General features: G+C 70.8%; 24 protein-coding genes and 1 pseudogene. 12 read left to right on the top strand and 13 right to left on the bottom strand.

Annotation, left to right across the window (positions count from 1 at the left end; genetic code table 11):
• Nucleotides 1-83: 83 nt before the first annotated feature.
• Nucleotides 84-1,004, bottom strand: a complete 921-nt coding sequence (locus tag LX83_RS02360; protein ID WP_253766434.1) for a LysR family transcriptional regulator — start codon at nt 1,002-1,004, stop codon at nt 84-86.
• Nucleotides 1,005-1,184: 180 nt separating this feature from the next.
• Here LX83_RS02360 and LX83_RS02365 point away from each other — a divergent pair, with 180 nt between their 5' ends.
• A complete protein-coding gene (locus LX83_RS02365; protein WP_253766436.1) occupies nt 1,185-2,921 on the top strand; it encodes a GMC oxidoreductase in 1,737 nt (578 codons plus the stop codon).
• 41 nt (nt 2,922-2,962) lie between these two features.
• Here LX83_RS02365 and LX83_RS02370 read toward each other — a convergent pair whose 3' ends face one another.
• A complete protein-coding gene (locus LX83_RS02370; RefSeq protein WP_253766438.1) occupies nt 2,963-4,021 on the bottom strand; it encodes a LysR family transcriptional regulator in 1,059 nt (352 codons plus the stop codon).
• A gap of 235 nt (nt 4,022-4,256) precedes the next feature.
• Here LX83_RS02370 and LX83_RS02375 point away from each other — a divergent pair, with 235 nt between their 5' ends.
• The 4 genes from LX83_RS02375 (at nt 4,257) to LX83_RS02390 (ending at nt 7,443) form a co-directional block, all read left to right on the top strand.
• On the top strand, nt 4,257-5,375 hold the full coding sequence (locus LX83_RS02375; protein WP_253766440.1) for a radical SAM protein: 1,119 nt from the start codon (nt 4,257-4,259) through the stop codon (nt 5,373-5,375).
• Nucleotides 5,372-6,028, top strand: a complete 657-nt coding sequence (tmk, locus tag LX83_RS02380; protein WP_253766442.1) for a dTMP kinase — start codon at nt 5,372-5,374, stop codon at nt 6,026-6,028. The genes LX83_RS02375 and tmk overlap by 4 nt, the downstream gene beginning before the upstream one ends.
• On the top strand, nt 6,019-6,858 hold the full coding sequence (locus tag LX83_RS02385; RefSeq protein ID WP_253766444.1) for an endonuclease/exonuclease/phosphatase family protein: 840 nt from the start codon (nt 6,019-6,021) through the stop codon (nt 6,856-6,858). Before tmk ends, LX83_RS02385 begins: the two co-directional genes overlap by 10 nt.
• 87 nt (nt 6,859-6,945) lie before the next feature.
• Nucleotides 6,946-7,443 (top strand): NUDIX hydrolase, encoded by a 498-nt coding sequence (locus tag LX83_RS02390; RefSeq protein ID WP_253766446.1) that lies wholly within the window; start codon nt 6,946-6,948, stop codon nt 7,441-7,443.
• Nucleotides 7,444-7,466: 23 nt separating this feature from the next.
• Here LX83_RS02390 and LX83_RS02395 read toward each other — a convergent pair whose 3' ends face one another.
• Nucleotides 7,467-8,441: a helix-turn-helix transcriptional regulator gene (locus tag LX83_RS02395; protein WP_253766448.1), complete on the bottom strand. Its 975-nt coding sequence runs from the start codon at nt 8,439-8,441 to the stop codon at nt 7,467-7,469.
• A 138-nt stretch (nt 8,442-8,579) separates the two neighbouring features.
• Between LX83_RS02395 and LX83_RS02400 the strand changes: the two genes are divergently transcribed.
• The gene (locus LX83_RS02400) at nt 8,580-8,975 is read left to right on the top strand and encodes a RidA family protein (RefSeq protein ID WP_253766978.1); all 396 of its coding nucleotides are present in this window, start codon (nt 8,580-8,582) and stop codon (nt 8,973-8,975) included.
• A gap of 90 nt (nt 8,976-9,065) precedes the next feature.
• Here the strand turns inward: LX83_RS02400 and LX83_RS02405 are convergent, their stop codons facing one another.
• On the bottom strand, nt 9,066-12,356 hold the full coding sequence (locus LX83_RS02405) for a BTAD domain-containing putative transcriptional regulator (protein WP_308203893.1): 3,291 nt from the start codon (nt 12,354-12,356) through the stop codon (nt 9,066-9,068).
• Nucleotides 12,357-12,479: 123 nt separating this feature from the next.
• Here LX83_RS02405 and LX83_RS02410 point away from each other — a divergent pair, with 123 nt between their 5' ends.
• Both LX83_RS02410 and LX83_RS02415 read left to right on the top strand, forming a co-directional pair.
• The gene (locus LX83_RS02410) at nt 12,480-13,358 is read left to right on the top strand and encodes an alpha/beta fold hydrolase (protein ID WP_253766450.1); all 879 of its coding nucleotides are present in this window, start codon (nt 12,480-12,482) and stop codon (nt 13,356-13,358) included.
• 62 nt (nt 13,359-13,420) lie between these two features.
• A complete protein-coding gene (locus LX83_RS02415) occupies nt 13,421-14,479 on the top strand; it encodes a DUF2293 domain-containing protein (protein WP_253766452.1) in 1,059 nt (352 codons plus the stop codon).
• 32 nt (nt 14,480-14,511) lie between these two features.
• On the opposite strand, the gene LX83_RS02420 is transcribed toward LX83_RS02415, so the two are convergent.
• Genes LX83_RS02420 through LX83_RS02445 form a run of 6 tightly spaced genes read right to left on the bottom strand, consistent with a single transcriptional unit; the run spans nt 14,512 to nt 20,918 of the window.
• Nucleotides 14,512-16,215 carry an adenine deaminase C-terminal domain-containing protein gene (locus LX83_RS02420; RefSeq protein ID WP_253766454.1) on the bottom strand — a complete coding sequence of 568 codons (1,704 nt, stop codon included), beginning with the start codon at nt 16,213-16,215 and terminating at the stop codon, nt 14,512-14,514.
• Between the two features lie 20 nt (nt 16,216-16,235).
• Nucleotides 16,236-17,198: a nucleoside hydrolase gene (locus LX83_RS02425; protein ID WP_253766456.1), complete on the bottom strand. Its 963-nt coding sequence runs from the start codon at nt 17,196-17,198 to the stop codon at nt 16,236-16,238.
• Nucleotides 17,195-18,241: an ABC transporter substrate-binding protein gene (locus LX83_RS02430; RefSeq protein ID WP_253766459.1), complete on the bottom strand. Its 1,047-nt coding sequence runs from the start codon at nt 18,239-18,241 to the stop codon at nt 17,195-17,197. Before LX83_RS02430 ends, LX83_RS02425 begins: the two co-directional genes overlap by 4 nt.
• Nucleotides 18,238-19,278 (bottom strand): ABC transporter ATP-binding protein, encoded by a 1,041-nt coding sequence (locus LX83_RS02435; RefSeq protein ID WP_253766461.1) that lies wholly within the window; start codon nt 19,276-19,278, stop codon nt 18,238-18,240. The genes LX83_RS02430 and LX83_RS02435 overlap by 4 nt, the downstream gene beginning before the upstream one ends.
• A gap of 30 nt (nt 19,279-19,308) precedes the next feature.
• The gene (locus tag LX83_RS02440; RefSeq protein ID WP_253766463.1) at nt 19,309-20,094 is read right to left on the bottom strand and encodes an ABC transporter permease; all 786 of its coding nucleotides are present in this window, start codon (nt 20,092-20,094) and stop codon (nt 19,309-19,311) included.
• Nucleotides 20,094-20,918: an ABC transporter permease gene (locus tag LX83_RS02445; RefSeq protein WP_253766465.1), complete on the bottom strand. Its 825-nt coding sequence runs from the start codon at nt 20,916-20,918 to the stop codon at nt 20,094-20,096. Before LX83_RS02445 ends, LX83_RS02440 begins: the two co-directional genes overlap by 1 nt.
• A gap of 330 nt (nt 20,919-21,248) precedes the next feature.
• Here LX83_RS02445 and LX83_RS02450 point away from each other — a divergent pair, with 330 nt between their 5' ends.
• The 4 genes from LX83_RS02450 (at nt 21,249) to LX83_RS02465 (ending at nt 24,472) form a co-directional block, all read left to right on the top strand.
• Nucleotides 21,249-22,229, top strand: a complete 981-nt coding sequence (locus tag LX83_RS02450) for a LacI family DNA-binding transcriptional regulator (protein WP_301327411.1) — start codon at nt 21,249-21,251, stop codon at nt 22,227-22,229.
• Nucleotides 22,230-22,478: 249 nt separating this feature from the next.
• Nucleotides 22,479-22,895, top strand: coding sequence for a DUF346 domain-containing protein (locus LX83_RS02455; protein ID WP_253766469.1), 417 nt, complete (start codon nt 22,479-22,481; stop codon nt 22,893-22,895).
• A 28-nt stretch (nt 22,896-22,923) separates the two neighbouring features.
• Nucleotides 22,924-23,346: a hypothetical protein gene (locus LX83_RS02460; protein ID WP_253766471.1), complete on the top strand. Its 423-nt coding sequence runs from the start codon at nt 22,924-22,926 to the stop codon at nt 23,344-23,346.
• A gap of 598 nt (nt 23,347-23,944) precedes the next feature.
• Entirely contained in the window at nt 23,945-24,472 is a 528-nt protein-coding gene (locus tag LX83_RS02465; RefSeq protein ID WP_253766473.1) for a hypothetical protein, read from the top strand.
• A gap of 288 nt (nt 24,473-24,760) precedes the next feature.
• Here the strand turns inward: LX83_RS02465 and LX83_RS02470 are convergent, their stop codons facing one another.
• From LX83_RS02470 to LX83_RS02480, 3 genes and pseudogenes are all read right to left on the bottom strand, one after another.
• Nucleotides 24,761-25,024, bottom strand: a complete 264-nt coding sequence (locus tag LX83_RS02470; protein WP_253766475.1) for an alpha/beta fold hydrolase — start codon at nt 25,022-25,024, stop codon at nt 24,761-24,763.
• Nucleotides 25,025-25,107: 83 nt separating this feature from the next.
• Nucleotides 25,108-25,407 (bottom strand): annotated as a pseudogene (locus tag LX83_RS02475) (helix-turn-helix domain-containing protein); the annotation flags it as partial.
• Between the two features lie 172 nt (nt 25,408-25,579).
• Nucleotides 25,580-26,158 carry a TetR/AcrR family transcriptional regulator gene (locus LX83_RS02480; RefSeq protein ID WP_253766477.1) on the bottom strand — a complete coding sequence of 193 codons (579 nt, stop codon included), beginning with the start codon at nt 26,156-26,158 and terminating at the stop codon, nt 25,580-25,582.
• Nucleotides 26,159-26,234: the final 76 nt, after the last annotated feature.

Here is a 26,234-nt window from a genome sequence, read left to right on the forward strand (position 1 = left end):
CGTTCTCGCTTCCAATTCGACGGTAGGAGCGAATACGGGGAAGAGGAATGATCAGTTGACGAACACCGGTATGACCACGGCGGTCACACCGGCGAAATGTCCGACTCGATCCCGAACACCGCACTCGCCTGCTCGATGAGCCGGTGCAGCTCAGCGCCCTCCCTGGCCCGGTCGCGCCGCCAGATCAAGCCGGTGACCAGCTGCGGAGCAAAGTCGTCAAAGGGAAGAACAACGATGTCACCCAGGCTGTACCGGTGTATCGGACTTTCCGGATCAAGCATGGAGATGGAGAATCCCAACCCGCTGGACACCATTTCGGCGACGCCCGCGTAATCGGTCCTGGGCATTTTCACCCGTTTCCGGACACCGGCCTCGCGCAATTCGGTGTCGATCTTGTCGAACGAGGCGGGCAGGCTGTCGCCCGGCCCGGGCACGTAGGCCATGTCGGCCAGGTCCGCCAGGCGCACCGACGCGCGGCCGGCGAACTGGCCGGCGGGCAGCACCGCGCCCAGCGGCTCGGTCAGCACCTCGGCGACGTGCAGCGCCGGGTCGGCCACCGGCAGGCGCACCAGCGCCAGCCCCAGCCGCCCGTCGTGCACCTCGGTCACCAGGTCACCGGTGGTGCCCGGCCACCGCTTCAGGTCGTAGCTGTCCCGGCAGCGCTCCTCCAGCTCCTGCAACCGGGCCCGCAGGTCCGGGTGCAGTGCGGCCGGCACCCCCACCAGCACCGTGCGCCGCTGCGGCCCGACCGCCTCGCGCAGCCGCCACGGAATCGCGTTGAACCGTTCGAGCACGTCCCGGGCGATCGGCAGCAGCGCCGCGCCCGCCTCGGTCAGCTCCACCCGGTGGGTGCTGCGCCGGAACAACTGCTGGCCGAGTTCGTGTTCGAGGTTCTTGATGCGCTGGCTGAGCGGAGAGGCGGCCATGTGCAGTTTGCGGGCCGCCTGGGAGAAGTTCAGCTCCTCGGCCACGGTCACGAAGTAGCGCAGGTGGTACATCTCCACTCCGCCACCGTAGGGACAGCCTGCGCGAACAGCGAGTCCAGCCGGCCGGCCCCGCTCGGGTCGAAAACCCCGGCCCACCCGAGTACCTTCCGAAGCAGTGACGATCCGAACACGAGTGATCACCGTGCGCGCAGGGTGTGGTGGTCACCGGCCTTCGACTCCTGGGGCGGGGAGAGCGACATGGCGACGCTGATCAGTCGACGCGGGTTTCTCGGCACGGCAACGGCAGCGGCGGCGGCGGTGGGCACGGCCGCTCCCGCGACCGCTGCCGCGACCGGACGATCCACAGTGGACACCGTGCGCGAGCGGCACCGGGCGGTGGTGGTCGGCACCGGTTTCGGCGGTGCGGTCACGGCGTTCCGGCTCGCCGAGGCCGGGGTACCGGCCGTGGTGCTGGAACGGGGTCGGCGCTGGCCGGTCACCCCGGACGGGGACACCTTCCCGCCCGTGCTGCGTCCCGACCGGCGCTCGTCCTGGCTCACCCCCCACCCGGTGTACCCGGGCCAGCCGCCCGTGCTCTACCGGCCCTACGTCGGGTTGTTCGAGAAGGTGGTCGGCCACAACATCAGCGTGATCTGCGGGGCCGGGGTGGGTGGCGGGTCGCTGGTCTACGGCGGCGTGATGATCCGGCCGCCGCGCGAGGTGTTCACCAGGGTGGTGCCGGCCTCGGTGGACTTCGACGAGCTGGACCGGGTGCACTACCCCCGGGTGGCGGGCCGGATCGGCATCGGCACCATTCCCGACGACGTGCTCGCGCACGAGCGCTACTGGTCGTCGCGGCTGTTCCTGGACCAGGCCGCCCGGGCCGGGCTGCCCACGCAGCGGCTGACCGTGGCGGTCGACTGGAACCTGGTGCGCGCGGAGTTGCAGGGCAGGGCCAGGCCGGCGGCGTCGGTCGGCGAGTACCTCAACGGGCTCAACGGCGGCGCCCGCCCCTCGGTGGACCGCAACTACCTGGCCTGGGCCGAGGCCAGCGGCCGGGTGGAGGTGCGGCCGCTGCACGTGGTCACCGGCCTCGGCCGGGACGGCCAGGGGCGTTACGTGGTGCGCTGCGACCAGATCAACGAGGACGGCGAGGTGCTGCTGCACCGCGAACTCACCGCGGACGCGGTGTTCCTGGCCGCGGGCTCGATGGGCACCACCCGGCTGTTGGTGCGCGCCCGCGACACCGGTGCGCTGCCCGGGCTGCCCGAGGACGTCGGCCGGCACTGGGGCAACAACGGCGACCAGATCTACTTCCGCGCGTTGGTGCCCGAACCGACCGGCGCCCACCAGGGCGGCCCCATCTGCGTGGCCGTTGTGGACTGGAACACCCCGGACGGCCCGGTGGTCATCCAGCACGGCCCGGCGCCGTTCCCGATCGACGCGCACGCCATGGCCGTGCCCGGCTTCGGTCTGGCCGAGCCGCGCGGCCGGTTCGAGTACTCCCCGGTCACCGACCGGGTCACGCTGCACTGGCCGGCCGGCAGCGACCGGGCCGCCCAGCAGGGCGTGCGCGCGGTGCTGCGCCAGCTGGTCAGCCGGACGGGCGGGCCGGTCGGCGTGATCGGCGCGGAACTGACCGGGCTGCTCGACCTCGCCGCGGGCGGACTGGCCCAGGCACTGGCCAGGCTGCCCGGTGGCTCCTCGGTGCTCGGGCCACTCGGCGGCCTGCTCGGCCTGGCCGCGGCCGCCCCGGCCGGGCTGATCGACTACTCCGGGCTGGACCCGGTCACCTTCCACCCGCTCGGCGGGGCCGTGATCGGCGCGGTGTGCGACGACCGGGGCCGCGTGCACGACCACCCCGGACTGTACGTTGTGGACGGTTCGCTGCTGCCCGGCTCGACCGGCGCGTGCAATCCCGCGTGGACGATCGCCGCACTGGCCGAGCGCGCCATGGACGACGTGCTCACCAGGGACGTGGGCGCGGTGTTCTAGGCCAGCGCCGAGACGTGGCAACCGCACGGGCCTTTCGCGCGTCACCCAGGCAGAACGCCGGGGACAGTGCGGGTGGGTGTCGCATCAGCGAAGGCATTCCACAACAGGTTTAGCGGGTGGTCAGGGGCGTAGCGGTCACGCTCACCCTTGCGCGCGAAGATGCCGGTGACAATCTCCAGACGAGGTTGGTAGTCGTCGGCGAGGTCGATCTTGCGCAGGCCCTGGCCGGGCAGGCGGCCATCGAGGGCGGCGTCGGCAACGCGTTCGGTGGTGAGTAGGCAGCCGTGCAACAGCTGCGTGGTGAGCAGGTTGAGCCCGTAGTTGAGGGAGTCGATGTCGGCGATGACGTGCAGCACCCCACGGTAGTCGGGGCCATACCAGCGACTGAGAAACTGGGCGAGCAGGCCGGCGGTCGGCGCGAGCAGCGGCAGGCCGGGCAACCGGTCAGCGGTGACCGGGGTGCCAGGAAGTTCGCGTGGGGCGAGGTTGGTCAGCAGGGCGACGCGTTCGCGGTGCCATTCCAGGAAGTCATAGTCCAGCACGGGGCGCCGGCTGTGTTCGGCGGCGAAGCTGCCACACACCAGGTCTACCTTTTTCCCGTCGAGCTTGCGCCACAGGTCGCGGGTGCGGACATGTTCGATGTTGAGGTGCACGCCGCGACGCTCGAAGTCCTCGCGCAGCATGGGCCAGACCGCGCCGAGGAACTGCACGGTGAACTCGGTGGTGCCGAAGGTGACGGTGGACCCGACCCGACGCCGGCTGCGATGCAGGCCGTCGGTCCACGACAGCAGGGTCTGCCGCGCCAGGGCTACGACCTCCTCCCCGGTCGGGGTAAATAGGAAGTCCTTACCTCGGCCCTGCTTGACCACCAGTGCCTCGCCCACCAACCGGGTCGCGGTTTTGTTGAGGTTGTCGAGCTGCTTCTGCACGCTGGACTGCTCTCGCCCTAGCGCCCGAGCGGCCCGCTGTGCGGTACCCGTGACGTGCACTACGACCAGGGTGCGCAGTTGATCCAGGCTGACATCGAGCATCTCAGGCGGACAACCCAGCAGTGTTGTCAGAACCTCCGCAGCCTCGCCATCGTCTCCGGTCTCTGGCACCACGCCTCCTCGTTCGCTCCACAGCACCATCATGCGCACCCTCAGATGCGCGAATTGTCCGCTCGAACAGTTGGGCTGTCATTGATCGCACTTCCCACCGAGATGTCCCAGAAATGATCGCACGAACATCTCAAGGCAGCGTGATGTCCGGCCGAACATTTCAGTGAGTCAGCCCGACCGGGCCAGCCCACGTTGGCGCCCGACGACGGCGCCTGGGAAAGCGGAGGTTCCGCTGGTGACCGCTCTCAGCATCGCCACCGATGAGGTGGCCCAGTCCTGTTACTTCCGCACCACTGTCGAGCAGCCATTCCGCAAAGCGCTGGTCCAGATCAACGAGGACTGCAATCTGCGCTGTGCCCACTGCTTCGTGTCCGCAACGCGGATCGGCAAGCAGATGCCGCTGACCGAGGTAATCGACAAGGTGATCCCACGCCTGGCCGCGTGCCGCGTTCGGCGGGTCACGCTCACCGGCGGAGAACCAACGATTCACCCCGACTTTCTGGCCATCACGCGGGCGTTTCGCGCCACTGGGATGGACGTCGGGATCTGCACCAACGCCACCGTCTTGAACGAGGCCCAGATCCGCGAACTGGCTGAGTTGGGCGTGCACTGCAACGTGTCTTTGGACGGGTTCGCCGCCGACTCACACGGCAAGTTCCGCGGCGACCGAGCCAGCTTCGCTGTCACCGTGGCCACCGTGGAAAAGCTCGGCGCGGCCGGAATTCTGCAAGGACTACTGTGCACTCCGAACACGCTGGCACAGAACGACGAGTACACCCGGCTGTGTGCCTTCGCCCGCGCCAACGGTGCCCGCTACGTGCTGCTCAATCCGCTGGGCAGCATGGGCCGCGGGGTCAGGTCGCAGGCCAAGCTGGCGAAGCCGAGCGCGCACATGCGGGAAATCTTCGAACTGACCGCGCCGTTCGCCGGCCCAGACCTCGACATCGCGCACATCCGCTTTCCCAACACGGACGGCCGGCCTCTGGCCGGATGCGAGGCCGGGACGATCATCTACGTGTTCACCCCCGGCGAGGTCACCGTGTGCCCGTACCTGGTGTTCGCCGCCCGCACCCCGGCCGCCCAGCACGCCGACACCGAGTTCATCGTCGGCAACATCTTCACCGACCCGGATATCGCCCGCCGTCTGGACGACTACCGCTTCCACAACCACTACCGGATGGGTGACAACAGCACCTGCACGGCGTGCTCGGTGAGCACCGGCTGCGGCAAGGGCTGCCCGGCCGCCGTAGTCGCCGCCGGCGGCCGGATCGGCGACGTCGACACCGAGCAGTGCCCGATCACGACCGACACCCTCGCTGAAGGACGTCGGCTCCTGCCGCTGATGCCCGCGTGACCGGCTTCGTGGTGGACGAACCCCGGCGCCTGCCGGGCGTGCTGATCACTCTGGATGGTCCTGGTGGAGTGGGGAAGTCCACTGCCGCACTCCTAGTCGCCGAGACCCTGAAAGCGACCGGGGTACCGGTGCATGCGACGACCCAGCCTTCTCGCGCACCGCTGGGCGAGCTGGCCCGGCACAGCACGGACACCTACCACGGCATGGCCCTGGCTTGTCTCTGCGCCGCCGACCGCCACCACCAACTCGCAACCGAGATACTGCCCGCACTGCGCGAGGGCACGTTGGTGGTGTGCGACCGCTACCTCGCATCCTCACTGGTGTTGCAAGGTCTCGATGGCCTGTCCGCCGAGGCGGTGTGGCACCTCAACCACGGCGTCTACCGACCCGACCTGTCGTTCATCCTCACCGGCGCCCCCGAGATCATCGACGCCCGCCTGCGGGCACGCGGCGGACACAGCCGGTTCGAGCGCGCCGAGGACAGCAGCGAGAGGGAGACCGCCCTTTACGCCCAGGCCGTGGTCGAGCTACACAACCGAGGCTGGCCGGTCGCCTCACTGGATGCCACCGCCAACTCACCCGACACGATCGCCACCGCGATCGTATCCCGTCTCCACCACGTCCTGAACGAGAAGAGCACGGCATGTCTTTGAGCCTGATCACCGTCAACATCGGCGCCCCCTCCCTCGACCGCGCCCATCGACAACTCCGCTGGCTAGCCGACCGGCCCGAGGAGGTGCTGGTGCTCACCGAAACGAAGGCCACCGCAGGCAGCCAGTTCCTCGCCGGGGCGTTCACCGCCGCCGGGTACGCGGTGACTTTCCCGTACCACGCGCCCGGCGAACTCGGCGTGATGATCATCAGCAAACTGAGCACGACCCCGGACCCGCTCGGTACGGCGCTGGACTACCTGCCCGCCCGCGCGACCGGGGTCGTGGTCGACACCACCGACGGGCCGCTGCGGATCGCCGGCGCCTACGTACCGTCTCGAGACGCTACCGCGGACAAGACCGAGCGCAAGAAGACCTGGATCCGGCGCTTCTGCCAAGCCCTGGACGCCACGGCCAGCGAGGCGCCGCTGTTGCTGCTCGGCGACCTCAACGTGCTCGAACCAAGCCATAAGCCCACGCATCGGGGTCAGTTCGCGCCCTTCGAGTACGCCTTCTACACCAACCTGACCGACCAGCACGGCCTGGTTGACCTGTTCCGACACCTGCACCCCGATCGGGTCGAACACAGTTGGGCGCGCCAGACGGACCTGGGCTACCGCTACGACCACGCCCACGGCTCCCGTTCGCTGGCTGAGATGCTCACCGCGTGTGAGTACGTCCACGAGACACGGGAACCAGCGGCGGATGGTCCCCCGCTCACCGATCACTCGGGACTCGCCGTGCGCCTGGTGCTGACCGCCACCGGCGCGCTGCTAACGTCGGACCCCACCACGGCGGCTGCGTCTGCCGAGTCGGAGCCCACCCTGTTCTGAACCCCGCGGGTCCTGAACCCCACGGCTGGATCGGGGTCGGCTGCCAAACCACCTGCCTGTCCGCCGACCCCGAGGACCAGCCGCGGAATGTCCACCCAGACCAGCAGCGCCACCCCCCGAACCGGCGCCCGCGTCCTCCTGCTCGACCCCGCCGACCGCGTGCTGCTCATCCACGCGCTGGACCCCGCCGACCCCGGTCACCACTGGTGGGAACTGCCCGGCGGCGGCCTGGACGAGGGCGAGGACCTGCGCACCGCCGCCCGCCGTGAGGTCGCCGAGGAGACCGGGATCGTGCTCGGCACCCTCGGCCTGAAGCTGTGGGTGCGCGAGTCCCGCTTCCGCTACCAGGGCCGTGACCACCACCGCGTCGACCACGTGTTCCTCGGTCGCGTCCCGGACACCGCGCCGCGGGTCCCGCTCAGGCCCACCGCCAACGAGAAGGCCGGGCTGGTCGAACGCCGCTGGTGGTCACTGGACGAGCTGCGCCGCTGCCGCGACAAGCTGCTGCCCGCGACACTGCCCGCCCTGCTCGACGACCTGCTCGCCGGCCGGTTGGGCCCCACCCCGCTGACGCTCACCGACTGACCGCCGCCGGTCGGCGACCGCGCTCAGGACGGCGTCGCGTAGCGGGTGGCGATCGCGGTGGCGCGGTCGCGCAGGCGGGTGCGCAGCCACCGCGGGGCCAGGGCTTCCGCGTCCGTGGCGAGCTGCCACAGCGCCCACTCGGCGTGCCGTGCGTCCTGGAAGGCCACCTCCAGCCGCAGCCAGCCGTCCGGACCGGTTTCTTCGGCGCGGACGGCCAGCGCGGTGCCCAGCAGGTCCGCCCGGCGCGCCGGGTTCACCCGCGCCAGCACGGTGACCTGGTCGCCGCCGGTCCGGAACCGCGTGCTGCGGTCCTGCCAGACCCGGTCCAGATCGACCCGGTCGGGACGCTGCGCGGGTTCGTCGAGTTGCTCGGCGGCCAACACCCGGGACAGCCGGTAGGTGCGGTCCGCGCCCGACCTCATGGCCAGCAGGTAGCCCTGGCCGCGCGCGGTGACCAGGCCGATCGGGTCCACCGTGCGCCATCGTGGTGGCTGGCCCGAGGCCGCGTAGTGGATGCGCAGCTTGTGTCCGGCGACCACCGCGCGCCGGATCTCGGCCACGATGCTGTCGGGCACCTCCTCGGTGACCAGTCGGCGGGCGAGCAGGTCGGTCTCCGGGTCGACGAGCAGTCGCTCGGCCACGCCGGCCGCGGTGTCCCGACAGCTCGCGGGTAGCGCGTCAACCACCTTGAGCATGGCCGACGCGAGCGCCGAACCGAGGCCGAACACCTGCGTGCCGCGCCGCGATCCGGCGACCAGCAGGGCGAGCGCCTCGTCGTGGTTCAGCCCGGTGAGTTCGGTCCGGAAACCCGGCAACAGCGCGAAACCGCCGTTCCGGCCGCGTTCGGCGTAGACCGGGACACCGGCCGCGGACAGCGCCTCGATGTCGCGCAGCACGGTGCGGGTGGACACCTCCAGTTCGCGGGCCAGCGCGGCCGCGGACAGCCGACCGCGCTGGCGCAGCAGCAGCACCAGCGAGACCAACCGGTCGGCGCGCATGCGAAGAACCTACCGGGAATACACGACACAGGATGTCGTGATTCGTTGCGAGGCTGCCTCCACGACGTCGGAGACGGGCGGCTACCGAACCGCTCGACGTGCGTACTCCCGATGAGTCGAAATGGAGTTGGTGTGGCAGTGGAACGAACGACGGTCAACCCGTGGACGTGGTCGGTGGAGCTGGGGTACGACCAGGGCGAACTCGTCTCCGGGCACACCCGGACCCTGTACTGCGCCGGGCAGACCGCGATGAGCGCCGACGGTGCGCCCCAGCACCACGGTGACATGGCGGCGCAGTTGGCGCTGAGCCTGGACAACCTGGAGGCCGTGCTCGGCGAGGCCGGCATGTCCCTCGCGAACCTCGTCCGGCTCAACGTCTACACCACCGACGTCGATCTGCTGTTCCAGCACTACGGCGTGCTGGCGTCGCGGTTGGGCGCCGCCGGAGTGGCACCGGCCAGCACGTTGCTCGGGGTGACCCGCCTGGCGATCCCCGCTCTGATGGTCGAGTTGGAGGGCACCGCCGTCGGGTGATGCACCCCGCCGCCCGCCGCCCGGGCCGGTCGAACAGCACGAGCGGCGGGCCGGTGAGTGATGCCCGGGACGGCCTGCGACGTCCGCCGGCTACTCGCCGCCAGCCATCCCGCGGGACGCCCCCACGCGGTCGGCGATCGCCTGGGCCTGCCGGTGGTGCTCCTCGGCGCGGTCGTGCCGGCCGAGGGCGGCGGCCAGGTGGCCGAGGTGCCGTGCGGTGGGGCCGAGGGTGAGCAGGCCGCTGCCGGCGCCGGCGAGTTCGTCGGCCGCGGGCAGCAGGCGGTCGTAGAGGCGTTCCACGGCCGGCCGGTCCCCCGCCTGGACCGCGATCATGGCGTGCAGGCAGGTCCGCGCCTCGAAGAGCAGGTCGCGTGGCGCGTCCGGGATGAGCCGGGCAGCGGCGAACGCCTGCTCGCGCCGGCCCTGGGCGAGCAGCACCAGCGGCCGGGCCCACGGCTCGTGCGGACCCCAGTCGGCGTCGACCAACTCGGCCGGCACGTCGGGGGCGGTGAGGCTGAGCAGGGCGAGCGGGAGGACGCCGCGCTCCATGCCGGGCATGCCGCTGCCGGCGAGCCGGGCGCCGGCCGCCCGGTAGGCGGCGCGCGCCTCGTCCCGCCGTCCGGTGATCGCCAGCCGGAGCGCGGCGTACCAGTCGGTGAACACGCCGACGAGCGGGAGTTCGTGGCGCTCGGCGAGCCGGTCGGCCTCGGCGGCGTGCCGGTCGGCGGCGGCGAGGTCGGCCAGCGCGGCGTGCGACTGGATGAGGATCAGGTGCCCGAGCACCTCGGAGGTCACCAGAGCGCGGTGCCGCCCGGCCAGGTCGAGCAGTTCCGCGCCGATCCGGGCGCGCTCCGGGGCCAGCCCGGCGCGGTGGAAGGTCTGCAGGTAGCGGGCGTTGAGCGCGTGCGCGAGCAGGGCGGGGTCGCGCCGGGCGCGGGCGATCGCCTCGGCCTGCCTGGCCGCCTCGGCGCCGCGTGGTCCGGCGTCGGCGCGGCGCTCCACCGCGATGGTGCTGAGCAGCCGGGCGCGGTCGGTCTCGTGCTCGGCCGGCAGCCTGGCCAGGGTGCGTTCGGCGGCCTCGACCAGGCGGGCGGACAGGTTCTCGTCGTCGTTGGTCGTCCAGATCGCGGGCACGTCGAACGCGCCGATCACCTGGGCGGTGAGCACCGGGTCGCCCAGTGCCTCGGCCGAGGTGACGGCCTCGGCGCGGTGGCCGCGGGCCTGGTGCAGGTCGCCGGTGACCGCCAGGGCCCGGACCATGCCCATCACCGCGGTCAGGCGGGCCCTGGTGTCGGTGCTGCCGGCCCGGTCCAGTGCGGCGACCGTCTCCCGCCACAGCCGGGCCGCCTCGTGCGGGGCGACGTGCCGCTCGGCCTGTTCGGCCGCGGCGCGGGTGTAGTGGGCGGTCCGGGCCGCGCTGGCCCGGTGGCCGGCCCGGAGCAGGTGGTGGGCGATCGCGGCCACGTCGTCGGGCCGGGTCTCGGCGATGATCGCCGCGGCCGAGGCGTGCCAGCGGGCCCGACGGGCCTGGCTGGTGTCCGCGTACAGCGTCTCCTGCACCAGGGCGTGGGCGAAGCGCAGCCGGTCGGCGTCCTGCTCCACCAGGAAGCCCGTGAGCAGGGCGGACTCCACCGAGTCCAGCACCGCGTCCTCGTCGCCGGCCAGCGGGACCAGCACGTCGAGGTCGACCTGCTGGCCGAGGACCGCGGCCTGGCGCAGGTGGGTGCGCGCGGTCCCGGTGAGCCCGGCCAGGCGGTGCCGGATCACGTCCCGCACACCGGCCGGCACGCGGTGCAGGGCCGCGTCGCCCTCGGTCTCCCACAGCCGGGTGAGTTCGCGGACGAAGAACGGGTTGCCCGCGCTGCGCGCGTGGATCACCCGGGACTCCCCCGGCGCGGGCACCCGGCTGGTGAGGGCGGTGACCATCTGCCGCACCTGGGGCTCGGTCAGGCCGCCCAGGTAGACGCGGGTCGGTTCGGCGCGGGCGGCCCGGCCCAGTGCCTCGGCCAGTCCGGTGGAGATCTCGGTGGCCCGGTAGGTGCCGACGACCAGCACCGGCCCGGCGTCGCGGTCGGTGGCCAGCGCGGTGAGCAGGGCGAGGGTCTCCTCGTCCGCCCAGTGCAGGTCGTCGAAGACCAGCAGGACCGGGGCCGTGGCGGAGACCGCGGCGAGCAGGGCGCTGGCCGCGCGCTGCCGCTGGAACCGGGCGGCCACCGGGTCACCGGGCGAAACGGTGTCCGCGTCCGCGTCGGCGTCGGCGTCCGCGGCGGCGGCGGGGTCGAGGCTGGCGCGCACCTGGGTCCACGGCCACGCCGACGGCGCGCCGGGCAGTTCCGGGCTGCTGCCCCACGCGGTGGTCCAGCCACCGGCGCGCAGCCGGGCGAGCAGGGTGCTGGCCAGCGCGGTCTTGCCGGCGCCGGCCGCGCCGGAGACCAGCGCCAGGCGCGGGTGGCCGGTGCGCGTCACGGCCGCCGCGGCGCGCTCCAGGTCGGCCAGTTCCGCGGTTCGCCCGACGAACGGCGGGTGCTCGACCGTCGGGTGCCGGTCGACCGGGGCCGGATCGACCGGGGCCGGGCCGGGCGGGGTCGGGCCGGGTGGGGGCGCGGTCGGCTGGGGGGCCAGGTGCGGGGCCTGGGCGAGGATGTCGGACTCCAGTTGGCGCAGGCGCGGGCCCGGGTCCAGGCCGAGTTCGGCGCGCAGCGTGTCGCGCGCCTGGCGGAGCGTGGCCAGCGCGTCGCCCTGCCGGCCGGTCCGGTAGAGCGCCAACGCCAGCAGCCACCAGCCGTCCTCGCGCAGCGGGTGCGCGGTGACGTGGGCCCGCAGGTCGGCGACGGATTCGGCGGCCCGCCCCAGGGCCACCGCCGCCTCGGCCCGGCGTTCCACCGCCAGCAGCCGCAACTCGTCCAGTCGCGCGGCGGTTCCGCGTGCCCAGTCCAGCTCGGCGAACTCCGCGTACGCCGGTCCCCGCCACCCGCCCAGGGCCTCGTCCAGCAGGGCGTGTGCCCGCTCGGTCTGCCCCGAGGCGAGCAGCTGCGCGGAGGTGGCGACCGCCGCCTCGAAGCGCCAGGCGTCCACCGCCTCGGGGTCGGCCCGCAGCGCGTAGCCGGGGGCCGCGGTGACCAGCAGCCGGGACGGGGTGCGGGGCGGCCGGTCCGGCTCCAGGGCCTTGCGCAGCGCGCCGACGAAGGTCTGCACGGCGCCGAGCGCGCCGGGTGGCGGGTCGTCGTCCCAGAGGTCGTCGATGAGCCGGGTGACCGGCACCACCCGGCCCCCGGCCACCAGCAGCCGGGCCAGCACGGCCCGGTGCCGAGGGCCCCGCAGGTCGACCGGCCCGTGCTCGTTCTCGGCCATGAGTGGGCCCAGCACAGCGAAACGCACCACCGGGGTCCAATCTAACCCGTGCTCCCCGTGCCGGAGCCGGTGCTGACGGCACGCTGACCGGCCGCTGATCGGCCGCCGGCAGGGTGGTTCCCGCACCGGACGAACCACCCGCGAGAGGGCACCATGACACCGAAGATCACCGGATTCACCCAGCGCCGCGTCACCGTCGCCGACGGGGTGGCGCTCAACGTGGCGGTGGGCGGCTCGGGCAGCCCCGTCGTGCTGCTGCACGGCTTCCCGCAGACCCACCTGATGTGGCGGCACGTCGCCGCCGACCTGGCCGCCGACCACACGGTCATCTGCCCGGACCTGCGCGGCTACGGCGACAGCGACAAGCCGGCCGACACCGACGGGCGGACCTACGCCAAGCGCACCATGGCCGCGGACGTCGTGGCGCTGGCCCGCGCCCTCGGCCACGACCGCTTCGCCCTGGCCGGCCACGACCGCGGCGCGCTGGTGGCCATCCGCGCCGGGCTGGACCACCCCACCGCCGTCACCCACCTGGCCTCGCTGGACGTGCTGCCCACCCTGGACATGTGGGACGTGATGCACGGGGTCTCCGCCGCCGTCGGCTTCCACCTCTACCTGATGGCCCAGCCGCCCGGGCTGCCGGAGACGCTGATCAGCGGCGCGCCCGAGGAGTTCTTCGGCCACTTCCTCGACATCTGGGCCACCGACCCGGGCGCGATCCCGCCGGACGTGCGCGCGGCCTACCTGGCGGCCGCGCGCGCGGCCATCCCCTCGATCGTCGCCGACTACCGGGCCTCGGCCGGCATCGACGTGGCAGACGACCAGGCCGACCGGCAGGCCGGCAACCAGCTGCGGATGCCGGTGACCGTGCTGCAGCAGGACTGGGGCGCCGCGCTCGGCTTCGACGCGGCCGCGCGCTGGCGGGCCTGGGCGCCCGACCTGGACCACCGCACGGTGAGCTGCGGGCACTTCATGGCCGAGGAGGACCCGGCCGAGGTGGTCAAGGCACTGCGCGACCTGCTCGCGCGGTAGCGGCGCGGCGCTTGGCTACCCTCGTTCCCGCACCCAACCCGGTGCGGGAACGAGGAGTGGAGTTGGCGGGCGAACAGTCCAAACTGGAGCGTCGGGTGGTCGCGGCGGCCGAGGCCCAGCTGGCCAGGAGCAAGTTCGTGTCCCCGGTGGCGCTGGTGGCGAGCCTGGGCTGGCTGCCGGGCCGGGTGGTCGAGCAGTGGCAGCAGGGGCGCGTCGAGCACCTGGAGAGCGCCGCCGCGGTGTCCCCGGACAAGCTGGCCCTCGCGCTGGAGCACTTCCACCACTGGGCCCGCGCGCGGCACCTGGAGCCGACCGAGACCCCGTACGTGGCGGCCACCCGGGACCGCCGGCCGCTGCGGTTCACCGCCGCCGGCGCCGAGGCCGTCGAGCGCGCCTGGCGCACCCACTGGCTCTCGCCCGGGCTCAGCCAGGCCGGGCGGGACCGGTTGCTGCGCAGGCAGAGCCAGCCGCCGGACCTGGTGGTGGTGTGGGCGACCGGCGACTGGTCCTGTGTGGACTGTGGTGACACCGGCGAGTTCCTGGTGGTGGAGGACGAACAGTCGCGCTGCCTGTCCTGTGTGGACATGGACCACCTGGTGTTCCTGCCGTCCGGGGACGCCACACTCAGCCGCAGGGCCAAGAAGGCGAGCCGGCTGGCCGCGGTGGTGGTCCGGTTCGCCAGGGGCCGCAAGCGCTACGAGCGCAGGGGCATCCTGGTCGAGGAGGCCGCGCTGGAGCTGGCCGAGGAGCAGTGCCTGGCCGACGCGGACGTGCGCGAGCGGCGGCGGGAGCGGGACCGGGAGCGCCGGGCCCACGCCGACGTGGCGTTCCAGGCCAGGTTCGCCGAGGAGATCAGGCGGCACTTCCCCGGCATCCCCACCGACCGCGCGGAGCGGATCGCGCGGCACGCCGGGGAGCGCGGCAGCCGCCGGGTGGGTCGCTCGGCCGCCGGCCAGGCCCTGGGCGAGCGCGCCGTGGAACTGGCGGTGATCGCGTCGGTGCGCCACGAGGACACCGACTACGACGACCTGCTGATGTCCGGGGTGCCCAGGCAGCAGGCGCGGGACCGGATCGCCGCCGACATCGACCGGGTGTTGCTGGCCTGGCGGTCGCCGGGCTGACGGCGACCGCCCCGCTGTCGTGGCTACCGGGCTCAGCCCACCACGGCCGGTTCCCACCGCCGCTCGACCACCCGCACCAGCCCCTGGTCGGTGAGCTTCACCTGGGGTGACACCGGCAGGGTCATGGTGGAGATGCTCATCAGCACGTTGCGGTGCTGCCAGCCCCACTCGTGCAGGGCCTGGCGCACCGCGCCGGCCGCGGCCGCCACCTCGGGTGCGGGCCGGTCGGAGAGCACGCCGGCCACGGGCAGCGGCAGGTGCGTGGTGGGCGCGCCGTCCCGGACCACGCACAGGCCGCCCTGCGAGTCGATCAGCTGGTTGGCGGCGGCGCGCATGGCCGCGGCCGCGGTGCCGACCACGGTGAGGTTGTGGCTGTCGTGGGCGTAGGTGGTGGCGGCGGCGCCCCGGCCGAGCGCCATGCCCAGCACCGGGGCCATGGACCGGTTGCCGCTGCGGTGGTGCCGCTCGTAGACGGCCAGCACCGCGGTGCGGCCCTCCCAGTCCACCACGCCGTCGCGCACCGGCAGCACCACCTCGGCCGGTTCGGTGTAGGTGTCGACCGGGTTCACCCGCAGCGCCCGGAACACGTGCTCGCCGTCGGGCAGGTCCACCCGCCAGCGCAGGTCGTCCTCGGTCAGCGGGTCCAGGTGCACGGTGTCGGCGAAGGGGTGCGCCAGCGCGGTGGCCGCGGCCGGCTGGGGCTGGGCGTCGCGGGCCACCACCCGGCCGCCGCAGACCACCGCCACCGGGGTGAGGTCGTCCAGGGCGCGCAGCAGCACCAGGTCGGCGCGCTTGCCCGGGGCCACCACGCCCCGGTCGTCCAGGCCCAGGCGCCGCGCCGGGTGCAGGGTGAGGGCGCGCAGCACGGCCAGCGGGCTCAGGCCGGCGGCCATGGCCACCCGCCCGATGTGGTCCAGGTGTCCCCGGTCCAGGATGGCGTCAGCGGCCAGGTCGTCGGTGACCAGGCAGAAGTCCGGCAGCACCGGCAGTTCGCCCAGCGCGCGCACCAGCTCCGGGGTCAGGCACTTCTCCTGGAGCATCAGCAGCATGCCCAGGCGGGCCTTTTCCACGGCGATCTCGGGTGTGTTCTTGGTGTGGTCGGAGTCGATGCCCGCCCACAGGTACTCGTTGAGGTCGTCGCCGGTCAGGTTCGGGCAGTGCCCGTCCAGCCGGACGCCCTGCTGGCGGGCCGCGGTGACGATGGCGTGCATCCGCTCGTCCCCGTTGACCACGGCCCGGTAGTCCATCACCTCGCCGAGCGTGTTGACCCCGTCCCAGGTGAGCATCTCGGCGATGTCCTGGGCGGTGAGCCGGCTGCCCGCCGTCTCGAACCCCTCCAGCGAGGGCACGCAGGAGGGCACCGCCCACAGCATGGTCTGCGCGCAGTCCCGGCCCTGCTCGATCATCCACGCCATGGCCTCGCGGCCGGCGACGTTGACGATCTCGTGCGGGTCGGCCAGCACGGTGGTGGTGCCGTGCGGCAGGGTGATCCGGGCGAACTCGGCGGGCGCCAGCAGGGAACTCTCGATGTGCATGTGCGCGTCGATGTAGCCGGGCGCCACCAGCAGGCCGTCGGCGTCGAGCACCTCGTCGGCCTCGACGGCCACGCCCGGAGAGGTGACCGCGCGGATCACGTCACCGGTCACCAGCAGGTCGGCCGGCCAGATCTCGCCGGTGTGCACCGAGACAACGCTGGCCCCCCTGATCAGCAGGTCACAGCGAGTGGGGATGGACATGGGGTCTCCTGCCCTCTCAGTCACGGGTCCTGGCGGGAGTAGCGGCGCAGGCGGGACAGCAGCAGTTCGCGGAAGGCCGCCGCGTCCACGCCGGTGGCGACCAGCGCGTTGCGGGCCTGCCCGGTCCGCTGGTGGACGTCGGCCACCAGCGCTCCCCTGGTGAACTCGCCGGTGCACTCCACGGTCACGCTGGCCTCGGTCCACTCCAGCAGGTCCGGTTGGACGGCCGCGGCCACGGCGAGCGCGTCGTGCACGGCGCAGGCCGCGACGCCGCTGCGCGCGGAGTGGCGCTCCACCAGGTGCCGCAGCATCCGGCCGGCCGCGGAGGTGACCGGAGCGCCGTCGCGTTCCAGGGTCTGCGCGTCCTCCAGCGGCGTCAACGCCTTGCGGGTGGCGTCCAGCGGCACGATGCGCAGCGGCACGCCGGTCTCGGCCACGTACCGGGCGGCCTCGGGGTCGGCGTAGAAGTTGAACTCGGCGGCCGGGGTGACGTTGCCCGGCGCGAACGCGGCCCCGCCCATCAGCACGATCTCCCGCACGGCCGCGCGCAGGTCCGGGCGGGTGTGCAGCAGCGCGGCCACGTTGGTCAGCGGCCCCAGCGCGATCAGGGTGAACTCGCCTGGCCGGCGCTCCAGCTGCTCGGCCATCCAGTCCACGGCGTGCCCGGGGTGCGGCGGCCGGGTGGCCTCGGGCAGGTCGACGCCGCCGAGGCCACCCGCGCCGTGCACCGGCTCGTCGGGCAGGCGCCGCACCCTGGCCACCGGGCCGGCGTGGCCGCGCACCACCGGCACGGTCTCGGGCACGCCGATGAGCTGGGCCAGCCGGGCGGCGTTGTCGGCCGCCCGGTTGATGCCCACGTTGCCCGCGACCGCGCAGATCCCGGCGATCTCCAACTCCGGTGAGGCGAACGCGAGGAACAGCGCGATCGCGTCGTCGATACCCGGGTCACAGTCGATGATCACCGGGGTGCGGGCCGGACTCACCCGGAGACCTCCCGGGCGAACCGGTCCACCCACTCGTCGTTGTGCTCGACGGCGAAGTCCAGGTCCGGGGTGCGGTACCCGGCGGCGGTGGGGTCCTTGGCGATCTCACCGGACACCGCGGCGAGCGCGTCGGGCACCTTGGCGTAGCGGTTCACCGGCTTGTCGTTGAACGCCTCGGCGGCCTTCTCCTGCACCTCGGTGGACAGCAGGTAGTCGATGAACTTCTCGGCGCCCGCCTTGTTGTGCGCGCCCTTGACCACCTGGGCGCTGTTGGTCACCACGTACTTGCCCTTGTCCATCGGCGCCCAGGCCAGCGGCTTGCCCGCCTTGACCGGGTCGACCGCGAACAGGTCCAGGGCGGGGGCCATGGTGACCTCGCCCCGGTCGAGCAGGCTGACCACCTCGGTGCTGCTGCTGAAGAACTTGAGCACGTTCGGCTTGAGTTCGGTCAGCTTGGTGAAGGCGGCGTCCACGTCCTGCGGGCCGGAGCCGAACTGCTCGGCGGTGCCGAACAGCAGCGGGATGCCGGCGCTGGCGGACAGCGCGGGCAGGGCCACCTGCCCCTTGTACTTGGCGTCCCACAGCTGGCTCAGGCCGGGCTGCCCGCTCACCTTGTCGGTCCGGTAGAGCATGCCCAGCAGCTGGTAGGTGTAGGCGGGGCCGTACCCGTCGGTGCTGTAGGCGAAGTCGAAGGACTTGGACAGGTTGGGGATCGCGGCCGAGTCGATCTGCTCGAACAGGCCCTGCTTCTTGCCGATCGCGGCGAACAGGTCGGAGATCAGCACCACGTCGACGGTGGGGTTGTTCTTGTTGATCTGCAACTTGGTGAGCCGGTCGGCGTTGTTGCCGCTCTCCACCACGACGTCCATGCCGGTCTGCTGTTCGAACGGCTTGACCACGGCCTCTTCGAACCGGTCGGCACCGAAACCGAAGGTGCTGACCACGAGCTTGTTGGGGTCCTGCGACGGGCTCTCGCCCGCGCAGGCGGTCACCGAGACGGCGAGCACCGCCCCGGCGAGCACGGCACGCAACAACCTGCTCACGCTGGAGACTCCTGCTGGTGTTGGAGGGATGGGGTGCCCTGGCCACCGTCACCGGGAACCGAGTCGGTCCCGGTCAGGCTGATCGCCCGGTCCAGCGGCAGGAACAGACGCACCGGCGAGCCGGCGCGCAGGCTGTCGTTGGTGGTGGTGGCGAGAACGTTCTGGCCGCCGACATCGACGGTGACCACACAGTCGGTGCCGCGGAACCGGACAGCGGCGACGGTGCCGGTGACGGATTCCCCGCCGGCCGGCGGCGCCGCGTCGTGCTCGACGACGTCGACGTGCTCCGGCCGGATGGTGATCCGTCCTCGTCCTGGCAGGTCGAGGAAGTTCTCGTAGCCCAGGAACTCCGCGACGAACCGGGTCCGAGGGGCGCGGAACACCTCGCGCGGGTGGCCCTGCTGCACGACCCGCCCCCGGTCCAGGATGACCATGGAGTCGGCGAGTTCGAGTGCCTCCTCCTGGTCGTGGGTGACCAGGATCGCGGTGATGCCGGTCTCGCGCTGGATGCGCAGCAGTTCCTGGCGCATCTGCACGCGCAGCCGGGCGTCCAGGTTGGACAGTGGCTCGTCCAGCAGCAGCACGGCGGGGCGCGCGGCGATCGCCCTGGCCAGCGCGACCCGCTGCTGCTGGCCACCGGACAGCTGCTGCGGCCGGCGGTCGGCCAGGTGCGCCAGCCCGACCAGGTCCAGCGCCTCGTGCACCCGGGTGCGGATCTGCGCGGCGGGCACCTTGCGCATCTGCAGTCCGAACGCGACGTTCTTGGCCACGGTCATGTGCGGGAACAGCGCGTAGGACTGGAACACCATGCCGATGTTGCGGCGTTCCGGTGGCAGCCGGGTGGCGTCCCTGCCCTCCAGCAGGATCGTGCCGCTGGTGGGCTGGAGGTAGCCGGCGATCATCCGCAGGGTGGTGGTCTTGCCGCAGCCACTGGGGCCCAGCAGTGCGACGAACTGGCCGCGGGTCACCGTCAGGTCGACCTCGCGCACGGCGGCGGTGCCGGCGAACTCCCGGGTCACCGCCTTTAGCTGCACCACTGGCGTCATGATGTTCTCTTCCCTACTGGCCTACTGGCTGAAGACCTTGTTGAAGCCGACGAGTCGTTCGGTGACCAGGGCGACCACCACGGTGATGCCCAGCAGCAGCGTGCTCACCGCGGCCACCACCGGGTCGAAGGAGAACTCGACGTAGCGCAGCATCTCCACCGGCAGCGTGGACATGCCCGGGCCGGTGAGCAGCAGCGAGAGCGGCACGTTGTTGAACGAGGTGAGCAGGGACAGCACGGACGCGGCCACGATGCCCGGGGTCATCACCGGCAGGGTGATCCGGAAGAAGGCGCGCACCGGACCGGCGCCCAGGCCCCTGGCCGCCTCCTCCAGCGCCGGGTCGGACATGGCCAGCGACGCGCCGGTCACCCGGACCGCGTAGGGCAGCAGCAGCACGGTGTGCCCGATCAGCAGCGCGCCCAGCGCGGTGATCCGCAGCGTCACCATCAACTGCTGGAACAGGGCGAAGCCCAGCACCAGCTCCGGCACGATGACCGGGGACAGGAACAGGGTCTCGATCGCCTTGCGGCCGGGGAACCGGTACCGCTGGATGACCAGGGTCGCCGGAACCCCGATCAGCAGCGCGAGCAGCGTGGCGCCGCCGGCCACCAGCAGGCTGGTGCGCAGCGCGTCCAGGAACGGCTGGTAGTCCAGGGCCTGCTCGAACCACCGGGTGGACAGGCCCGGCGGCGGGAACTCGATGGTGTCGCCCGAGGAGAACGCCACCGGCACCATGAGCAGGATGGGGCCGAGCAGGAACAGCAGGGCCAGCGCGGCAAGACCCCAGAGCACGGGACGGCGGCGCATCACACCACCTTCGCTTTACCGGACAGTCGGGTGGTCACCGCGCTGACCACCAGCACGATCACCGTCATGATCAGCGCCACCGCGCTGGCCGCGGCCCAGTCCAGCTTCACGTTGGCGTACTCGTAGAGCAGCGTGGCCAGGGTGCGGTTCTGCGTGCCGCCCAACAACATCGGCGTGGTGAACGCGGTGACCGAGCCAGCGAACACCAGGGTGGCGCCGACCAGCACGCCGGGCAGTGCCAGCGGCAGCACCACCCGCCGGAACGCCCGGCCCGCGCTGGCGCCCAGCCCCCGGGCCGCCTCCTCCAGCCGGAAGTCCACTTGGGACAGTGAGCTGTAGCTGGTGACGATCATCATCGGCATGAACAGCTGGGCGAGCCCGATGACCAGGGCCAGTTCGGTGTACAGCAGCTGCACCGGCTCGTCGGCCAGGCCCAGCGCCACCAGCGCCTGGCTGATCAGGCCGTTGCGGCCCAGGATGACCAGCCAGGAGTAGGTGCGCACCACGTTGCTGAGCAGCAGCGGGAAGATCGACATGGCCAGCAGCAGACCGCGCCAGCGGGCCGGCACCCGGGAGATCAGGTAGGCCACGGGGAAGCCGAACACCAGGCACACCACGGTGACCACGACGGCGACCCGGATCGTGCGCGCGGCCACGGTGAGCACGAAGCTGTCGCCGACCAGCTCGCCCAGCCGACCGAGCACACTGGTGTCCTCGATCGTCGGCGGCGCGAACAGGGTGGTGATGAAGGGGTACAGGAAGCCGAAGACCAGCAGGGCAAGGCCAGGCACAAGCAGGAGACCAACCGTCACTTTGCGTGACATCGACCGCGCGTCTCCTTCCGGTTCGTCAGGTGGTGCGGTGGCCGGACAGTCAGCCGCGGGCGGAACGCCGGTGTCCACGCGCGCGCTGTGGTCGTTGTCGGTGGGTCGGACAGCTCTGGCCGTCTGCTCACCATGTGGGAACAGCGGACCAGGCCATCAGAGCTGCAACCGGTTGCAGCAACCGGTTGCACGGGAAGCTACTGTTCTCCACTCAGCGGAGTCAAATCTTGACGGAACCGGCAAGATCGATTCCGAAAGGCTGACCGCCGGACCTCCCCGGGTGGCGGCTGCGCGCCTCACCAGACATTTCGACGAGAACGGGCAGGACGGATGGTTCGGCTAGCGGACATCGCGCGAGCGGCGGGTGTGTCCACCGCGACAGCCTCGCGCGCGTTGAGCAGACCCGAGATGGTCGCGGCGGCCACCAGGGAACGGGTGCTCGCCGCGGCCGAGGAGATGGGGTTCCGGCTCAACGCGTCGGCCAGGGCGCTGACCACCGGCCACACCGGCCTGGTCGGGGTCATCGTGCCCACCCTGGCCAACCCGTTCTTCCCGCCCATCCTCACCGGTGTGCAGGAGGAGTTGCAGACCGTCGGCGGCAACGTGGTGCTGGCGGTGTCCGAGCACTCGGCCGAGAGCGAGCAGGCCCTGGCCGACCGGCTGGCCTCGCACGTGGACGGCCTCATCCTGGTCGCCCCGGTCAGCCCGGACGCGGCCGTGCGCACCATGGCCCAGCGCCTGCCAACGGTGACCATCGACCGGACCGTGCGCGGCCTGCCCGGCGTGCTGGTGGACGTGCCCGGCGGCGTCCGCGACCTGGTCAACCACCTGGTCGAACTCGGCCACCGGCGGATCGCCTACCTGGGTGGCCCACCCTCGTCCTGGATGGACCAGCGCCGCCGGCTGGCCGCGACCGAGGCCGTGCGCGCGGCCGACGGGGAACTCGTGGTGCTGCGGCCGGTGCCGCCGCGCATCGACGCCGGCCTGGCCGCGGCCGAGCACATCGCCAACGGCGCCTCGGTCACCGCGATCATCGCCTACAGCAGCTACGTCCTGCTCGGCCTGCTGATCGGCCTGCACAACGCGGGCCTGCGGGTGCCGGAGGACATCAGCCTGGCCGCCTCCGACGACCTCACCCTGCTGGGCACCACCCAACCCAGCATCACCGCGCTGCACGTACCACTGGACCGGGCCGGAGCCGCGGCCAGCCAGCTCGTGCTCAACGCCGACACCACCGGCAAACCCGCCAAGGCCGTCCGGATCGACACCCAGCTCGTGGTGCGCGAGTCCACCGCCCCGGCCCGCGCCTGACCACCCGGCCCCGCCACCACCGGCGCGGGTGGATGGTGGTCGGGTCGGGGAAAAGCCAGGAAGTGTCTCACCTTGACTGCCGTTCCGACTTCACCCTCAATTCACGGGGAACGGCATCAGCTACGCGCCAGCCCTCTTTCGTGCACACCGTGGATCCAGCCTCGATCCATCCCCGCGCCAAGGCGACGAGGTCGTCGTATCAGGCCCGGTCAAACCGGCGGACCGGCCCTGCGTGAGGCCAACGGGCGCGTGGGACTTGTCGCGATCAACCACACCTCCGTTCAGGGCGGTTGCCTGGCGGTGTCCGACACGCGCAACGCCGCCACCGAAACCCGCGTCGACGACCTGGCCGGCTGGATCGCGCAGCAAACCAAGGACGTGGCCAGCCCGATGGCCTACACCTGGCGCAACCAGCAACACGTGTGCGCCCGCGGCGACGATGGCAGCCTGCCGCACTGGTCCTGGGCGCCGGGTCAGGAGATCGTGAACCAGAACTGGGGCGGCCAACTCGTCGGCACCCCCACCGGGTTCAACCACCCCTTGGCTCGCCCTCGCCACGACCGGCACGACAGGAACAGTTGCCGCAGTCCGAGTAGCCGGGGAGATCGAGGGAACCCTCGTCGAAGCAGAAACCCTCGAAGCCAACCTCGCCAGAAAAACTATTGATGATATAGCTGGCCCAATTCTCCGTCGGGTGTGCGAGTTCAAAATCTCAGCACCGAGATCTTCAACACTGACGGCATCCGGCGTAAATCCCTGCTGGTCAGCCTCCGAGGAGAATTTGGATAAGATTTTTGATACGTACGGCCCAGAGATTCTCCAAGGTGTAGAGTGGAATATTCTGCGATACAATGAGGGAGCACTGGACCACGCCCTGAACGGCGTCTTGACAGATGAGCTCAAGCTGGCAGAACACCTCTCCGAGATAAGCAAAAATAAATTCGAATACGAGGACGTAAACAATCCTTCAGCGTCTATTTTCTTTGATGCAGAGAAGGAAATTTTGGTTATTAGAGATAGCAAGATGATCCATGCGTATAACTTCTCAAAAGCCCAGTGGCGTGATGCCGTTGGGAGCAGGTACGTCCCGAGCTCGTCCAGCAAGTCTGGAAGTTGAATTTCATGGAAAGCAAGATTGTAGGACTCCAAGGAGAGATCAGTCTTAGTAGTGATGAGTTGGGGATGCTTGTTTCAGTACTGATAACATTCGAAAGTGTAGTCGGATGGAAGAGTTCTTACCGAGAGAAGGTTAATTGGAGGGAGGGCGAAATTTTAGAATTTCGCGCCCACCTCGCCGACCTCTCTAGAGATCTGCCTGACGAGGACTGATTTCCCGCTCACCACTTTCGAACGCGGTAAATATAGCCTCCTTAAACGCGTCAGGCGAAGACAAGACACAGGAGACCAGATGGACGCCAAAATAGTGGATCAGCGATGCATACTAACCTTGACCCGAGAAGACGCTCAGTTGATCGCGTCCGCGATTAGCGTGGTCAATGAGGGAATCCTGTCAGATGAACTCTATCAGATCAGAGTTGGATGGAGCCGAGGGGAGGTTTCGATTCTTTTCGACCAGCTCTCATCTCTAGCTGAGGCTATCCCTTCCAGCTAGGACACTAATGAATAGTATCGACCGTCCAGCAGCAGAGGAAACTCGGCACCTCGCGCATACTAGACGTTTTCAGCCACAGCTCAACGTAACAGAATCGGACAAAATGAAGAGATTCAAACGTTTATTAGCAGTCGCATCAGCAGTAGTAGGGATAGCACTTACGGGCGCACTTGCCGCTCAAGCCAACCAACAAGCAACCCCTGACGCGCAGTTGTCAACAGTTGAGGACTACGCCTATCCGGGAGCGGACCAGATCTTTGCCACGTATGGAGTTAGGCTGATATCAGGCGATGGTCACATTATGGCCGCCGACTGTGCCATTCCCTCGAGCGGTCCACTTGGCCTAATCGAAGTCCACACCACGGAGCACATCGGTCCAGATCAGAAGGGCCTGATCTGCTTCAAGGTAATCGGCTCATCAGGGTCCCTTAGTCTGCAGGTTCCCAAGGCCTATGAGATCCGTGGTGATGGGCGTGTACCAGGGGCAGGACACAAAGTAAGAGCGGAATTAACTACCGAAGCAGGAGAGCACACTACTGTTGATGTCAATCCCAGTGGGTCCACTCCTGTCGGCATTGGCACCGGCAGCAACACGCCAACGACCTTGCTGAAGCTGATCGCCTCGCTGTGACAGCGAGCTAGCCCACACCAGTCACGGTCGGCTCGCTGCAGGGTAGTCAGGCGATGCCGACCGTGACTCGGACTGCCCACGTCATGGCATGAGCGAGCCATCCGGCGAGCCTGTGCCGAAGCTACAGCTGGCTACGCATGACGACTCGGTCCTGGCGGCCCTGCACCACCTCGCGGCGCTCGAGCAGGTCAAGGCGAAGCGGTAGCGTCGGGTGCTGTGAGTACGCGAGTCCGCGTCGATCAGCGCCTAACCGTTAGCCACCGCCGACCGCCCGGCGCCGCGCACTGATTACTTGGCGACCCCGTTTGGCAACTTGCTGATGAAGGCGAGCAGTTGCATGTTGTAACGATCGGCGTCGCCCGTGAAGATGCCGCGGCCCGCTCCCTCGATCACGACGAATCTCGAACCGGGAAGCAGGGCGTGCGTGCCACGCCCGGTTTGTTCGATCGGCACCGAGCGTTCAGCCTCGCCTCGGATGCCCAACGCCGGCACCCGGAGCTGAACGAGTTCCCCGTACTGGTCGACGTTGAGTAACACCTCGTTCGACGACATCAGCACCGTCGCGGCGCATCGAAAGACTGACGCCAGATTCAGTCGGCCAATCCAGTCTGACCTGATGAGCTGGCCGGAACAGGTCGGCGCGCGAGGCGCGGCCGGGGTGTGGGGCGGGCCAGGCCGTGCAGGTGCGCGCTGGCCTCCTCGTCCAGGCGCAGCGCGTCGGCGAGCGCGTCCAGCACCTGTGGCGAGGGGTGCCGCTGCCGGCCCTGCTCCAGTCGGATGTAGTAGTCGGTGGACAGCCCGGCGAGCATGGCCACCTCCTCCCGCCGCAGGCCCGCGACCCGCCGCCGTCCCGGTGCGGGCATGCCGTGGTCCTCGGGCCGGGCCAGGTCACGCCGGGCCCGCAGGTACTCGCCGAGCCGGTTGCCGTTGTCCATGACACGACCGTAGGCGTGACCCGCGCGTCGAGGGTGGGCGTGCCGCACCCAGTCTCGGGCCGGCGCACCGGGTCGGGGTGGCCGGCGTGCGGCGGTCGGCCGACAACAGCGCGGTGTCGCGGCTCGGCGAGTCGCGTGTGCTGTCCCCGGGGCCGGTCGCGGGATGGGCGGGTCAGCGGTTGGTGCGGAGCCCGGCGAGGTGGACGCGGACGAAGCGGCGCCAGCGGGTGTCGTCTCCGTCCGGCGAGACCGCGACCACGGCTCGGATCGCGACGATGAGCGCTTCGATGTCGTCGCCGGTGACGTCCGCGGCGAGGGCCCCGGCGTCGACCGCCTTCCTGGTGAGCTGGTGGAGGCGGCGCACGGTTCGCTCGCTGACCTCGTCGCCGGCGACCCGCTCCGTGAGGGCGCCCGCGTAACGTCGCTTCTCGGCGTTGAACGCGCCGATGAACTCAAGGAAGCGCTCCAGACCGGCGCAGGGGTCCGGGTCGGCGAGCGCGGTTGCGGCGGCCTGGTCCATCTCCTCGACGAAGACTCGCGCGATGGCGTCGAGCAGGGCTTCCTTGCCCGCGAACCGCCGGTAGATCGTGCCGACGCCGAGGCCGGCGCGAGCCGCGATGGACTCCATGCTCGCCTGTGGGCCCTGCTCGGCGAAGACCTCACGCGCCGCCCGCAGGACGATCGCGTCGTTGCGCACCGCGTCCCGGCGAGGTGCGCGTGGCCTGTTCGAGGAGTTCGTTGGTGGTGCCATCCGCACCAGTGTAACCAAGCGGAATCCATATTCCGGTTCGCGCTATAGTGAATCAGGATTCCGTTTCACTGTGAGG

Origin of the sequence: Goodfellowiella coeruleoviolacea (assembly GCF_024171785.1) — a bacterium.
In the GTDB taxonomy this organism is placed as follows: Bacteria; Actinomycetota; Actinomycetes; order Mycobacteriales; family Pseudonocardiaceae; genus Goodfellowiella; species Goodfellowiella coeruleoviolacea.

What these genes read in the sequence shown, in the direction of transcription:
- LX83_RS02395 (WP_253766448.1), bottom strand. Translation starts at nt 8,441, where the DNA reads ATGCGCGCCGACCGGTTGGTCTCGCTGGTGCTGCTGCTGCGCCAGCGC.
- LX83_RS02450 (WP_301327411.1), top strand. Translation starts at nt 21,249, where the DNA reads ATGGTTCGGCTAGCGGACATCGCGCGAGCGGCGGGTGTGTCCACCGCG.
- LX83_RS02390 (WP_253766446.1), top strand. Translation starts at nt 6,946, where the DNA reads ATGTCCACCCAGACCAGCAGCGCCACCCCCCGAACCGGCGCCCGCGTC.
- LX83_RS02410 (WP_253766450.1), top strand. Translation starts at nt 12,480, where the DNA reads ATGACACCGAAGATCACCGGATTCACCCAGCGCCGCGTCACCGTCGCC.
- LX83_RS02420 (WP_253766454.1), bottom strand. Translation starts at nt 16,215, where the DNA reads ATGTCCATCCCCACTCGCTGTGACCTGCTGATCAGGGGGGCCAGCGTT.
- LX83_RS02445 (WP_253766465.1), bottom strand. Translation starts at nt 20,918, where the DNA reads ATGTCACGCAAAGTGACGGTTGGTCTCCTGCTTGTGCCTGGCCTTGCC.
- LX83_RS02465 (WP_253766473.1), top strand. Translation starts at nt 23,945, where the DNA reads ATGAAGAGATTCAAACGTTTATTAGCAGTCGCATCAGCAGTAGTAGGG.
- LX83_RS02480 (WP_253766477.1), bottom strand. Translation starts at nt 26,158, where the DNA reads ATGGCACCACCAACGAACTCCTCGAACAGGCCACGCGCACCTCGCCGG.
- LX83_RS02385 (WP_253766444.1), top strand. Translation starts at nt 6,019, where the DNA reads ATGTCTTTGAGCCTGATCACCGTCAACATCGGCGCCCCCTCCCTCGAC.
- LX83_RS02440 (WP_253766463.1), bottom strand. Translation starts at nt 20,094, where the DNA reads ATGCGCCGCCGTCCCGTGCTCTGGGGTCTTGCCGCGCTGGCCCTGCTG.
- LX83_RS02365 (WP_253766436.1), top strand. Translation starts at nt 1,185, where the DNA reads ATGGCGACGCTGATCAGTCGACGCGGGTTTCTCGGCACGGCAACGGCA.
- LX83_RS02470 (WP_253766475.1), bottom strand. Translation starts at nt 25,024, where the DNA reads ATGTCGTCGAACGAGGTGTTACTCAACGTCGACCAGTACGGGGAACTC.